The organism is Bradyrhizobium sp. BWC-3-1, assembly GCF_032917965.1.
GTDB lineage: Bacteria > Pseudomonadota > Alphaproteobacteria > Rhizobiales > Xanthobacteraceae > Bradyrhizobium > Bradyrhizobium canariense_D.
This window is the reverse complement of sequence record NZ_CP136625.1, coordinates 6,363,705-6,376,963: the sequence shown is the minus strand read 5'-3', so window position 1 is coordinate 6,376,963 and position 13,259 is coordinate 6,363,705. Positions and strand designations below refer to the sequence as shown.

The following is a 13,259-nucleotide window of genomic DNA, read 5'->3' as shown; positions in this document are numbered from 1 at the left end:
GCCCGGCTGCCATCAGGCTTTCCCGCGCTCGCGAGAGACAAGGTCCGGTCTTCTTGCTAGGTTCAGCGGGATGAGCCTTCCCCTCCATCCCGACACCCCGCAAGCACGGACGCTGCCGAGCGCCGCGCGGGATGGCGTCGCGTCCGGTACGATGCCGGGGCAGGGGATCAGGACGCGGCTGTTCACCAAATATGTCGCGTTGTTCGTGGCCGTCGTCGCGATCGCGCTGCTGGCCAACGGCCTGTTCGAGGTCCTCTTCTATTATCGCGAGCACAAGGCCGCGCTGATCCGGGTTCAGCATGAACAAGCCGAGGCGGCCGCTGCCAAGATCGGTCAGTTCGTCAAGGAGATCGAGAGCCAGCTCGGCTGGACCACGCAGCTGCCCTGGTCGGCGGGCTCGCTCGAGCAGCGCCGCTTCGATGCGCTGCGGCTGCTGCGCCAAGTCCCTGCGGTCACCGAGCTCGCGCAGGTCGATGCGACCGGCAAGGAGCGGCTCCGGGTCTCGCGGCTTGCCATGGACGCGACCGACAGCGGGATCGACCTGTCGGAGGATCCGAAGTTTACCGAGGCGGTCGCGCACAAGGTCTATTACGGTCCGGTCTATTTCCGCAGGGAGTCCGAGCCGTATATGACCCTGGCGCAGGCTGGGTCGCGCAAGGATGCCGGCGTCAGTATCGCGGAGGTCAATCTCAAGCTGATCTGGGACGTCGTCTCCCAGATCAAGGTCGGCGAGCACGGACACGCCTACGTGGTGGGTCCGGAGGGACGCCTGATCGCGCACCCCGATATCAGCCTGGTCCTGCGCAACACCGACATGTCTGGTCTCACCCAGGTGCGCGCCGCGCTTGCCGGAGGCAGCGCCGCGTTCGACCCGCTTTCCGAAGCGCGCAATCTCCAGGGACAGACGGTGCTGACCGCGTCGGCCCCGATCGCGCCGCTGCACTGGACCATGTTCGTCGAGCTCCCGGTCGAGGAGGCCTATGCGACGCTCTATGCCGCGTTGGAACGGCTTGCATTCGTGCTGCTCGCGGCGTCGATCTTCGCGGTGCTTGCCGGGATATTCCTCGCGCGCCGCATGGTCGGGCCGATCCAGGCGCTGCGCAGCGGTGCCGAGCGCATCGGCAGTGGCGATTTCTCCCAGCGCATCTCGATCCGAACCGGAGACGAACTGGAGGGGCTCGCGGACCAGTTCAATGACATGGGCGAGCGCCTGCAGGAATCCTATGCGGACCTGGAGAAGAAGGTCGAGGTGAGAACCGCCGAGTTGACCGAGTCGCTCGAGCAGCAGACGGCGACGTCGGAAGTGTTGCAGGTCATCAGTTCGTCTCCGGGCGAACTCGCACCGGTGTTCCACAAGATGCTCGAGAATGCCACACGAGTCTGTGGCGCGAGTTTCGGCGTCATGAATTTGTGGGATGGAGAGAATTTCACAATTGCTGCGGACTACAATGTGCCGCCTGCGTTCGCGGCTTCGCGGAAAGATATGGCGATCCGTCCCCATCCGGAGAGCGCGCTTGCCGTGGTCGTCAGAACACGTCAAGTCGTCCACGTTCACGATGTGCAACAAACTCCGGCCTATCTTGCCGGAGGTCCGACCATTCGTGGAATCTCAGACGTCGCCGGCGCCCGTACGATCGTAATCGTGCCCATGATGAGGGAAAGCGAGCTGATCGGAACCGTCGCGGTTTATCGCAAGGAGGTCCGGCCGTTCACCGACAAGCAAATCGCGTTGGTTGAGAACTTCACGAAGCAAGCCGTCATCGCCATCGAGAATACGCGACTGCTGAACGAATTGCGCAAGCGCACGACGGAGCTGTCGCAATCCCTCGACGATCTTCGCACCGCGCAGGACCGCCTGGTCCAGACCGAGAAGCTCGCGTCGCTCGGCCAGCTCACGGCGGGAATCGCGCACGAGATCAAGAACCCACTCAATTTCGTCAACAATTTCTCGGCGGTGTCGACCGAGTTGATCGACGAGCTCAACGAGGCGCTGCAGGCGGCCTCGCTCGACGGCAAGACGAAGGCGGAGGTCGACGAGCTGACTGGCATGCTCAGGAGCAACCTCGAAAAGGTGGTGCAGCACGGCAAGCGCGCCGATTCCATCGTCAGGAACATGCTCCTGCATTCGCGCGAGGGCTCCGGAGAGCGCCGTCCGGCGGACATCAATGCCATCGTCGAGGAAAGCCTCAACCTCGCCTATCACGGCGCGCGAGCCGAGAAGCCCGGCTTCAACGTCACGATAGAGCGCGGCTTCGACCCCGCCGCAGGCATGGTCGATATCTATCCGCAGGAAATTACGCGAGTCGTCCTCAATCTGATCTCGAATGGCTTCTACGCCACTGCCCAGCGCAAGGAGAGCGCCGCAGACGCCTTCGAGCCCACCCTGCGCGCAGCAACCAGAACGCTCGGCGACAGGGTCGAAATCCGCATTCGCGACAACGGCACCGGGATCCCGTCCGAGGTGAAGGAGAAGATGTTCAATCCCTTCTTCACCACCAAGCCGGCCGGCGAGGGCACCGGGCTCGGCCTTTCCATGAGCCATGACATCGTGGTGAAACAGCACGGCGGCACGATCGACGTGAACACCGCACCAGGCGTATTCACCGAATTCATCATCACCCTGCCGCGCGTAATGGCGGCGGACGGCACTTCCGGAGGCAAGACTTGAACGTTTACATCCTGGTCGTCGATGACGAGCCCGACGTCGAGGCGCTGTTCCGGCAGCAGTTTCGGCGCGATTTGCGCGCCGGCCGCTTCCAGATGGAATTCGCGTCGTCGGCACCCGATGCGCTGAAGCTCGCCGCCGAGGTGCGCGATCCCTCGTTGATCCTGATTTTGTCCGACATCAACATGCCCGGCATGAGCGGGCTCGACATGCTGCCGAAGGTGCGTCTTGCGCATCCGAACGTTCCCGTCATCATGATCACCGCCTATGGCGACGCCGAGACGCGCCGGAAGGCGATCGAGCGCGGCGCGGTCGCACTCCTCACCAAGCCGATCGATTTCGCGCTGCTGCGGCAGGAAATCGACACAAGGCTCGAGAAAGCCGCATGACCGCGACCATCCTCTTCGTCGACGACGAGCCGGATCTCGAGGCGTTGGTCCTGCAAAAATTCCGCAAGCAGATTCGCGATGGGTCGGTGACCATCATGTTCGCGCGAGACGGCGTCGAGGCGTTGCAATCGCTCGAGCAGAATCCGCATGTCGACATGGTGGTCTCCGACATCAACATGCCAAGGATGGATGGGTTGTCACTGCTGGCGAAGCTCCAGGAAGCGGACGACAAGAAGTCCACCATCATCTTGTCGGCCTATGGCGATATGAGCAACATTCGCACTGCGATGAACCGCGGCGCGTTCGACTTTCTGACCAAACCGATCGATTTCGCCGACCTGGAGATGACGATCGAGAAGACCATCCGCCATATCGAGATGCTGCGGGAGGCGCGGCGCCGCCAGACGGAAGCCGAGCGCGCTCACGCCGCGCTCTCGCGTCATTTCTCGCCCGAGCTCGCCAAGCGTCTGGCGGCCGGCGGTGAGAGCGAGGGAATCGAAGTGCAGTGGCGCGATATCGCGACCATCTTCACGGATATAACGGGCTTCACCTCGCTGGTCGAGAGTGCGCCGCCGGAGACGCTGGGCGCGCTTCTCAACGAATATGTCGGCGGCATGACCGAAATCGTCTTCACGCATGAGGGGACGGTTGCCAAGATCATCGGCGATGCAATCCAGGTGCTCTTCAATGCGCCCGGAGATCAGCCCGATTATGCGACGCGTGCGGTTGCCTGCGCGCACGAGCTCGACGCCTGGGCGGAGGATTTTTCCGCGCGCTGGAAGCCGAGAGGGGTGAATTTCGGCACCACCCGCATCGGCATTCACGCCGGGCCGGCACTGGTCGGAAATTTCGGCGGCAACCGGTTTTTCGACTACACCGCGTATGGCGACTCCATCAACATCGCGGCGCGACTGGAAGCCGCGAACAAGCATCTGGGCACGCGGATTTGCGTCAGTGCCGGCATCGCCGAGGCGGCTGAGAATTTTCGAGGTCGTCCCGTCGGGGAGCTGATGCTGCGCGGACGCAGCGAAGCGTTGCGCGCGTTCGAGCCGCTGACGCCGGCCCAATTCGCTGCGCCGGAAACGGCGCTGTATTCCGAAGCTTTTGCCAAGATGGAAGCCGGTGATGCCGCCGCCATGCCGGCTTTCGCGGCGCTGGTCGGCATGCATGCCGGCGATTCCCTGGCCGGCTTTCACCTGAAGCGCCTGCTTAACGGCGACAAGGGCATTCGCATGCAACTGGAATAGGAGTCCGACATGATTGGTGAATTCTCCGCCGGCAACTACCGTTTCATTCCGTCCGTATTCCAGTATTCGGCCGGTGCGGCCGCAGACGATGGCTATGAGATCGAGCGCGTCCGCTTCGACCGGCTGGTGCCGCTCGCCGAAGGCTTTGCGCTTGCCGCGAAGCATATCCAGGAGGCGGGGCGGCCGCTGACGGCCTTCTGCGCTTGCGAACTGCGCTCGCCCGCGGCCTTCAGCGAAGAAGGTTTTCGCGCGTTCAACCTGCACTATGTGAAGACGTTGTCCGAATGGGGCATCTTCGACGGCACCACCAATCCGGTGGCGCGCAGCAATGTCTGTCCAGAGATCGATCCACCGGCCGAGCCGTCGTTCTACGCGTTCTCCTTCACGCGGCCGACAAGCTCGAAGACGCCGAGCTTCGTGATTTCCGGCGGCGCCGAGGCGCGCGAGGGCGGCGGGACCTATGTCGAGCGCACCGTGCGCTACCGCGACCTCAGCCCGGAAGGCCTTCGCGAGAAGGTGCGCTTCACGACGACGTCCCAGATGGAGAACAGGATGACGGCCTTCGGCTTCGGCTGGAAGGACACGACCGGCGTGCAGGCCTATTCCGTGCACGACTTCCACCACGCGCTGGTCGACGAACTCGTCCGCCGCGGGGCGTTGCGGTCCGGCCTGACCTGGCACTATGCCCGGCCGCCGGTGGTCGATCTCGAATACGAGATGGATTGCCGCCGCGTGATGCGCGAGGTCGTGATCTAGCGCTGGCGTGGATCGAGCGCGTCGCGCAGGCCGTCGCCGAGCAGGTTCAGCGACAGCACCACGAGGAAGATCGCAAGCCCCGGCCAGATCGCCATCCACGGCGCCTGGGTCAGGAAGCGCTGCGCTGCGTTGAGCATGCTGCCCCAGGATGGCGCCGGCGGCTGCTGGCCGAGGCCAAGGAAGGACAGCGCGGCTTCGGCGATAATGGCGGCCGCAATCGACAGCGTCGCCTGCACTAGCAGCGCCGGCAGGATGTTCGGCAGGATGTGCGAGAACGCGATCCGCCACGGCGGATTGCCGAGCGCGCGCGCCGCCTCGACATAGTCCTCAGCCTTGACAACCAGCACCTGGCCGCGGGTCAGGCGGATGAAAATCGGGGTTGCCGAGATGCCGATCGCGATCATGGCGTTGCCAAGGCTCGGACCGAGGAATGCGGCGAGTGCGATCGCCAGGATCAGGAATGGGCAGGCCAGCATCGCGTCAGTCATCCGGCTGATCAGTGCATCGACGAAGCCGCCGCGATAGCCGGCAAGCAGGCCGAGCGGAACGCCGACGCCCAGAGCGATCGCCACCGAGGTGAGGCCGGCGAGCAGCGAGGCGCGGGCGCCGTAGACGACGCGGCTCAGGATGTCGCGACCGAGCTCGTCGGTGCCGAACCAGTGCGCCGTCGTGGGCGGCTTGCGAACCAGGCTCCAGCTCGTCGCGATGGGATCGTAGGGAACGACGAGCGGCGCGAGAGCCGCGAAGCCGACGAACAAACTGATCATGACAAGTCCGAACACTGCGGCCTTGCGTTTGAACAGGCGCCGCCGGGCGCGACGCGCCGGGCTGTCCAGCTCGTCAGCTTGCGCGATGGGAGCAGCGGGCAGGGCGGCATCGGTCATGAGTCTAGCCCCGTAGCCGCGGATTGACGAGGATGTAGGCGACATCGGCAACCAGGTTCAGTGTGATGTAGACCGTCGCCGTCACCAGCACGACGCCCTGTACCACCGCGTAGTCGCGGTTGAACACGGCGTCCACGATCAGTTTGCCGAAGCCCGGAATGGAGAAGATCTGCTCAGTCAGAACCGCGCCCGACAAGAGCGTGCCGAGCTCGAGCGCGCCGAGCGTAATGATTGGCGTGAGTGCGTTGCGCATGGCGTGCTTGAGGATGACCGAGCGTTCGGACAATCCCTTGGCGCGCGCGGTGCGGACATAGTCGCTTTCCAGCACCTGCAGCATGGCGCTCCGGGTGTGCCGCATTAGGACCGCGGAAATTGCGTTGCCGAGCACGAAGGCCGGCATGATGGTGGCGGCGAGGCTCGCGCGCCAGTTCTCAGTCAACGGCACGTAGCCGGACGCCGGCAGCCAGCCGAGTTCGATCGAGAACAGGAAGATCAGCATGATGCCGAGCCAGAAATTCGGCGTCGAGATGCCCCACAGCGCGAACAAATTGGCACCATAATCCCAGACGGTGCCCCTTTTCACGGCGGAGACGATGCCGGCGGGAATGCCGATCAAGAGCGCGATCAACATCGCCATCGAGCCGAGCTGGAGCGTCACCGGCAGCTTCTGCGCGATCAGCTCGCGCACCGGCATCTTGTTGCGCAGCGATTCACCGAAATTGCCTGATAGAACGCCCTTGAGCCAATAAACGTACTGCACGGGGATCGGCTGATCGAGCCGGTATTGCTGGCGCATCTGCTCGATCACGGCGGGATCGCGCTCCTCACCGGCCATCACCAGCGCTGGATCACCTGGCAACAATTGCTGGAGCGAGAAGATCAGCACCGACACGAAGAACAGTGTCGGCACGATCTGCGCGATGCGGCGGGCGAGGAAGTTCAGCATGGTCCGGCCCGTGTCCCGGGCGCAGCGCAACATGCAATGTTGCGCTGCTGAACCGGGACCCATCTTTCACGATGTGCCGTCACTATGGGTCCCGGCTCTGCGGAGCAGCGCTTACGCGCTGCGCCGCGTCCGGGACACGCATCTATCGTCAGCTTCGTCACTTGAACTTCAGCCCGACCACGCGCACCAGCCCGTCGGGCATCTGCCTGTAACCCTGGAGCTTGGTCGTGTGCGCAATCAGGAGCGTGCGGTGGTAGATGTAGATGATCGGCAAATCGTTGAGCACGATCCCGGTCAGCTGTTCGTAGATCGCCTTGCGCTCATCGAATTTGGCGGTCAGCCGGCCGTCTTCCATCAGCTTGTCGGCTTCCGGGTTCGAATAGACGCCATCGTTCTGCGGTGCCTTGCTGCGCATGAAGATGTAGGAGTTGCCGTCGGGATCGATGCGGCCGCTCCAGTTGATCTGGAAGATCTGGAACTCGCCGGCCTGGGCCTGCTTGAAGGTGGTCGCGAATTCGACCGCGCGGATCTTGATGTCGAAGCCCGCTTCCGCCGCCATCGACTGGATCACCTGGGCAACCGCTTCGTTCTCCGCGCCCTTGGGGATCATGTAGTCGACGGTCACCGGCGAGGTGATGCCCGCTTCCTTCAGCAGCGCCTTGGCCTTCGCGACGTCGCGGCCGTGGACCGGGAACGCCTTCTGGTAATAGGGATGTGTCGGGCTGACCCATTGATTGCCTGGGGTGAACTCGCCGTTAAAGACAACTTGGTTGAGAGCTTCGCGATCGATCGACAGATCGAGCGCTTGGCGTACTTTCGCCGACTGGCTGAGCGGCCCCTTTGCTTTGTCGTTGCCGATATTGACGGTCAGGCCGTAATAGCCGAGCTCCGGTGCCGTCGACAGCACGAGCCGCGAATCCGCACGCACGTCCTTGATGTCGGTGGCGAGCACGCGCTCGATCAGATCGAGTCCGCCGGACTTCAGGTTGGCAAGGCGCACCGTGGCGTCAACGATCGGCAGGAAGACCACCCGGTCGATATGGATGTTGTCCTTGTTCCAATAGTCGGCGAATTTTTCGAAGACCATGCGGTCCTGCTGCACGCGCTCGACGAACTTGTAGGGACCGGCGCAGACCGGATGCAGGCCGAACTTGTCGCCGGCCTCCTTGGCAGCCTTCGGCGACACCATCATGCCGGAGCGGTCGGTCAGCTGGGCGATCAGCGGGGAGTAAGGTGTCTTAAGCACCAGCTTGATGGTCAGAGGGTCTACGATTTCGACATGGTCGACGCTGGCGAGCTCGGACTTGCGGAACGAGGTCGGCAGCGTCATGTGACGCTCGATCGAGAACTTTGCGGCTTCCGCGTCGAGCGGCTCGCCGTCGTGGAATTTCACGTTGGGCCGGAGCTTGATCGTCATCTCCTTGCCGTCGGGCGAGGTCTCATGCGACAGCGCGAGCTGCGGCATGATGTTGAGCTTCTCGTCGATGTCGAACAGCTTGTCGCAGAAGGCGGAGAACACGATGCGGCCGACATAGGTGCGGCCGATGCTGGGATCGAGGATGTCAGGATCCTCGGCGATGCCGATGCGAAGTGTGGTCTGGGCTTGGGCCGCGCCTACGAGCGACGTCAGCAATGCCGACGCCAGGAGTGCCAAACGCATAGGACTCATCGCTCTCAACCTCTGTTTTACGGCTATGCCGGGTTCGTCCCCAATGAACTAACCCCGCTGCCGCGGACTGCTTCCGGGCCGCCGCTGAAGGCGGCGACCAATTTTTCGAGAACCGGGGAGAAGCCGCCGTCCGTTGGGACGATCGCCTCGGACGACGGCAGTTCCGACGTTCGGTGGCATGCCGTTGCATGTCCGATGCCATCCTGCACGAGCTGAGGCATTTCGTTGCGGCAACGGTCGACCACGTAGGGGCAGCGGGTGTGGAAGCGGCATCCCGGCGGCGGATTGAGCGCGCTGGGGATTTCGCCCTGCAGCACAATGCGGCTGCGCTTTGCCCGCGGTTTAGGCACGGGAATCGCGGACAATAGAGCCCGGCTGTAGGGATGACGCGGTGCGGCAAACAGCGCGTCCGCCGCCGCCGTCTCGACGATCTGGCCGAGATTCATCACCGCCACGTGGTCGGCGATGTGCTTGACCACCGCGAGGTCGTGCGAGACGAAAATGTAGGCCAGCCCGAGCCGGTCCTGCAGCTCGCGCAGCAGATTGAGGATCTGCGAGCGGATCGAGACGTCGAGCGCCGAGACCGGCTCATCGCAGATGATCAGTTTCGGCTCGACCGCGAGCGCGCGGGCGATGGCGATACGCTGGCGCTGGCCGCCGGAAAACTCGTGCGGGTAACGACGCGCCAGCCGCGGCTCCAGCCCGACCAGCCGCAGGATCTCCTCGACGCGTTCGCGCCGCCGGGCGGGCGGCACCAGATTGTGCAGCGCCAGCGGCTCGGTCAGGATCTGGCCGACGGTCATGCGCGGATTGAGCGAGGCGTAGGGGTCCTGGAAGATGATCTGCGCCTCGCGGCGAAAGGCGCGCAGTGCGCCGGCGTCGAGCGAGAGCAGATCGCGGCCTTCGAAACGGATCGTGCCTGCATCCGGCTCGATCAGCCGCAGCATCAGGCGGCTAACGGTGGATTTGCCGCAGCCGGATTCACCGACCAGCGCTAGCGTCTTGCCGGCATCGAGCGAGAAGGAAACGCCATCGACGGCTTTGACATGCGCCAGCGCCCGGCCGAACAGCGAACGCTCGGCGACGAAATGCTTGAGCAGACCCTGAACCTCGAGCAGAGCCATCACGACACCAGACGTTCGAGCGGGGCGCGCAGGCAGCGCGAGAGGTGGCCGGGGCTGACTTCGAGCAGCGGGGGCGGCGCCTTGGTGCAGGCGTCCAGCACGAAGGGGCAGCGTGCGGCGAAGCGGCATCCCGCGGGCGGCTGCATCATGTTCGGGACCATGCCCTCGATCGTGGCGAGCTGGTCGGCGCGATGGTCAAGCCGCGGGATCGAGCCGAGCAGGCCGACGGTGTAGGGATGCTGCGGCGCTGAGAACAGCTCGTCCACCGGCGCGCGCTCGACGATCTCGCCGGCATACATCACCGCGACCTCGTCGCAGACTTCGGCGACGACGCCGAGATCGTGGGTGATCAGGATGATGGCAGCGCCGCTCGCCGCCTTCAATTCGCGCATCAGCTCCAGGATCTGCGCCTGCAGCGTGACATCGAGCGCGGTGGTCGGCTCGTCCGCGATCAGCAGCCGCGGGTCGCAGGCGAGCGCCATCGCGATCATGACGCGCTGGCGCATGCCGCCGGAGAGCTTGTGCGGATATTCGTCGATCCGCCGCTCGGGCGAGGGGATGTGGACGCGACGCAGCAGATCGATCGCCCGCTCGCGCGCACTCCTGCGCGAACCGCCGCGGTGGCGCAAAATCGTCTCGATGATCTGGTCGCCGATGGTGAAGCTCGGATTGAGCGAGGTCATCGGCTCCTGAAAGATCATCGCGAGCCGGTTGCCGCGGAGGTCCCGCAGCGTCTGGTCCGACGTCTTAAGCAGGTCGAAACCGTCGAAGCGGATCGCGCCGGAGATCTCCGCGCTCTGCTTCGGCAGCAGGCCCATGATCGCCAGCGACGTCACGCTCTTGCCGCAGCCGGATTCGCCGACGAGGCCGAGCGTCGCGCCATTGGCGACGCTGAGATCGACGCTGTCGACCGCATGGGTGACGCAGCCGTCGTCGCCGTGAAAACGAATGCGCAGATCGCTGATCTCGATGAGGGGGCTCGGGTTCATGAGCGTATTGCGCGCGCTGCGGCGATGCTGGCGTCGATGACGCTGCGATCGGTGTTGCCGGCAGGGTTCTGCCGGGTTGGCATGGAAACGCGGAAGTGGACCCAGAGTTCGTGGCTGACGCGCTCGAGCCGCTCGAGCTCGCCGAGCGGATCGGGATGATCGTCGGCGCGCAGGTCCAGCGCCGGCCATTCCTCCTCGCCGTGGATCAGGAGCGCGGCGGACTGCTTGCCGCGCTTGTCGCCGCCAGCGGCCTCGCCCGCGCGCAGCGCGGCAAGCAGGCGGCGCGGGAAGGGCAGGCTGTCATTGGCGATATAGGTTTTTGCGGTCTCGTCGAGCACGTCGGCGCCCGCGAGCATGTTGCCGGCGATCGAGAAGCCGCTGCCCGCAATGTGCCCGCACCAATCCACGCAGTCGCGCCCGGTATGCGCGGCAATCGCGCCGCTGGCGTCCATGATGTGAATCTGGCGGCTCTCGCGGCCGTCGTCGGTCGCGAGCAGGGCGGCCAGCACGTCGTGCGCGTTGAGGCCCTCACGCAGCAGCTTGACGCCGTCGATACCGTAATAAGGATTGACGAAAGCCTGCGTCGCGATGGCGCCAAGGCCCGCCGCGATGTAGGGGACACGCGCGCCGACGGCGAAGAAGCGCGTGGCAACGGCGATGCCAAACTGGCCGGTAGCAGAATCGCGCGCGATGATCGACCAGGTCATGTGCTGCCTTTAGCGTCCTGCGGCGTAGCCCTGCATGCCGCGCGGATTGGCGGCGGCGCGGCGGCGCGGACCGACGCGCGAGGCCGCGGTGAGGCGGCCTTCGGACCAGTCCGGACCGACCTCGACGATATGTCCGCGCTCACGCAGGTTCTCGATCGTCGCCTTCGGCACGCGGTTCTCGATCACGAGCACGCCGGGGCGCGCGGTGCGGGGCCAGAACGAGATCGGGAAATGCTCGGAATGCCAGGCCGGCGCGTCGATCGACTCCTGGAGATTGAGATTGCAGTGGACGTGTCGGAGGAAAAACTGCGTGATCCACTGGTCCTGCTGGTCGCCGCCGGGCGAGCCCCAGGCGAGATAAGGCTCGCCGTCGCGCAGTGCCATGGTCGGCGACAGCGTGGTGCGGGGCCGTTTGCCCGGCGCGAGCGAGCTCGGTTGGTTCTCCTCCAAATCGAACATTTGTGCGCGGCTGCCGAGGCAGAAACCCAGCTCGGGAATGACAGGCGAGGATTGCAGCCAGCCTCCCGACGGCGTCGAGGACACCATGTTGCCGACCTTGTCAATGATGTCGAAATGCACGGTGTCGCCGCGCACCTCGCCGAAGCGCCCCACGGTTGGCTCGCCGGCGCCGAGCGCGCCGACGGCCTCGCGCTGGCCCTCAGCTCGGCGCAGCTTGACCACGCCGCCAAGGCCCTCGACCGTGCCGGGCCGGAGATCGAGCGAAGCTTTCTCGGTAACCAACTTACGACGTTCGTCGTTATAGGCATCTGACAGCAGCGTTGCGATCGGGATTTCGCTGAACTTGGGGTCGCCGTAGAATTTTTCGCGATCGGCAAAGGCGAGTTTTGCGCATTCGATCTGGAGATGGATGAACTCCGGTCCGGTCGGATCGAGCCCATCGAGGGCAAAGCCCTTCAGCAGCGCGAGTTGCTGCAGCGTCACGGGACCCTGGCTCCAGACCCCGGCCTTGCAGACCGTGTAGCGGCCATAATCGTAGGTGAGCGGAGCCTCGACCGTCGGCTGCCAGCGCGCCATGTCATCGGCCGACAGCACGCCGCGATGTGGCGAGCCGCTGACGTCCATCACGTCCTGCGTTCGGCAGAATTTGTCGATGGCTTCCGCGACAAAGCCTTGCGACCACGCCTTGCGTGCGCGCTCGATCTCGGCGTCGCGGCCGCCGCCGCCGCTTTCGGCTTCGCTCAGGATTCGTGCGTAGGTCGCTGCAAGTGTCTTGTTGGTGAAGAGCGTGCCGGGTTTTGGGACTTGGCCATTCGGGAGATAGACGGCGGCTGATGTCGGCCAGTGCGTGCGGAATAATTGCTCGACGGTCTGGATCGTGGCGCAGGCGCGCTCGACCAGCGGATAGCCGTCGCGCGCATACGAGATGGCGGGCTCCAGCACGTCGCGCACGCGCATCGTGCCGTAGTCACGCAACAGCATCATCCAGGATTCGAAGGTGCCGGGGACGCAGGCGGCGAGCAGGCCGGTGCCAGGCACCATGTCGAGGCCTTCGCTCTTGTAATGCGCGATGGTGGCGCGGGCCGGTGCCGGACCCTGGCCGCAGATCACCTCGGTGCGGCCGCGCCTCACGTCGTGCACGATGATCGGAACGTCGCCGCCCGGGCCGTTCAGGTGCGGCTCGACCACCTGAAGCGTGAAAGCGGTGGCGACACCTGCGTCAAAGGCATTGCCGCCCTTTTCAAGGGTCGCCATACCGATAGCGGTCGCGATCCAGTGCGTGGTCGCGACGACCCCGAAGGTGCCTTCGATCTCGGGGCGTGTCGTGAAGGGATCGGGATTGACGATGCTGGCCATGGACTACCTCATCTGCGGCGCGCGCAATTGATCACAGGGCCAGGCCGCCGCCAAATGCGCAGGCTGCA

The 13,259-nt window shown here is 64.7% G+C and carries 11 protein-coding genes; 4 read left to right on the top strand and 7 right to left on the bottom strand.

Annotated features, from left to right (window positions below):
- Positions 1-70: 70 nt before the first annotated feature.
- The 4 genes from RX329_RS30830 to RX329_RS30815 are packed head-to-tail and all read left to right on the top strand — an operon-like array spanning position 71 to position 5,057.
- Positions 71-2,668: an ATP-binding protein gene (locus RX329_RS30830; protein WP_317244774.1), complete on the top strand. Its 2,598-nt coding sequence runs from the start codon at positions 71-73 to the stop codon at positions 2,666-2,668.
- Complete coding sequence (locus RX329_RS30825) at positions 2,665-3,054, top strand: response regulator (protein ID WP_317244773.1); 390 nt, start codon at positions 2,665-2,667, stop codon at positions 3,052-3,054. Before RX329_RS30830 ends, RX329_RS30825 begins: the two co-directional genes overlap by 4 nt.
- Positions 3,051-4,301, top strand: a complete 1,251-nt coding sequence (locus tag RX329_RS30820; protein ID WP_317244772.1) for an adenylate/guanylate cyclase domain-containing protein — start codon at positions 3,051-3,053, stop codon at positions 4,299-4,301. The genes RX329_RS30825 and RX329_RS30820 overlap by 4 nt, the downstream gene beginning before the upstream one ends.
- Positions 4,302-4,310: 9 nt before the next feature.
- Positions 4,311-5,057 carry a hypothetical protein gene (locus tag RX329_RS30815; RefSeq protein WP_085352145.1) on the top strand — a complete coding sequence of 249 codons (747 nt, stop codon included), beginning with the start codon at positions 4,311-4,313 and terminating at the stop codon, positions 5,055-5,057.
- Here RX329_RS30815 and RX329_RS30810 read toward each other — a convergent pair.
- From RX329_RS30810 to RX329_RS30780, 7 genes are all read right to left on the bottom strand, one after another.
- Positions 5,054-5,941, bottom strand: a complete 888-nt coding sequence (locus tag RX329_RS30810; protein ID WP_085352146.1) for an ABC transporter permease — start codon at positions 5,939-5,941, stop codon at positions 5,054-5,056. The two genes, RX329_RS30815 and RX329_RS30810, sit on opposite strands and share 4 nt — an antisense overlap.
- A 4-nt stretch (positions 5,942-5,945) precedes the next feature.
- A complete protein-coding gene (locus RX329_RS30805) occupies positions 5,946-6,887 on the bottom strand; it encodes an ABC transporter permease (protein WP_317244771.1) in 942 nt (313 codons plus the stop codon).
- Between the two features lie 157 nt (positions 6,888-7,044).
- Positions 7,045-8,556 carry an ABC transporter substrate-binding protein gene (locus tag RX329_RS30800; RefSeq protein WP_317244770.1) on the bottom strand — a complete coding sequence of 504 codons (1,512 nt, stop codon included), beginning with the start codon at positions 8,554-8,556 and terminating at the stop codon, positions 7,045-7,047.
- Between the two features lie 23 nt (positions 8,557-8,579).
- On the bottom strand, positions 8,580-9,680 hold the full coding sequence (locus tag RX329_RS30795) for a dipeptide ABC transporter ATP-binding protein (protein ID WP_317244769.1): 1,101 nt from the start codon (positions 9,678-9,680) through the stop codon (positions 8,580-8,582).
- Entirely contained in the window at positions 9,680-10,669 is a 990-nt protein-coding gene (locus tag RX329_RS30790) for an ABC transporter ATP-binding protein (RefSeq protein WP_317244768.1), read from the bottom strand. Before RX329_RS30790 ends, RX329_RS30795 begins: the two co-directional genes overlap by 1 nt.
- On the bottom strand, positions 10,666-11,376 hold the full coding sequence (locus tag RX329_RS30785) for a DUF1028 domain-containing protein (protein ID WP_085362288.1): 711 nt from the start codon (positions 11,374-11,376) through the stop codon (positions 10,666-10,668). The genes RX329_RS30790 and RX329_RS30785 overlap by 4 nt, the downstream gene beginning before the upstream one ends.
- Positions 11,377-11,385: 9 nt before the next feature.
- A complete protein-coding gene (locus RX329_RS30780; RefSeq protein ID WP_317244767.1) occupies positions 11,386-13,191 on the bottom strand; it encodes a gamma-glutamyltransferase family protein in 1,806 nt (601 codons plus the stop codon).
- Between the last annotated feature and the right edge of the window lie 68 nt (positions 13,192-13,259).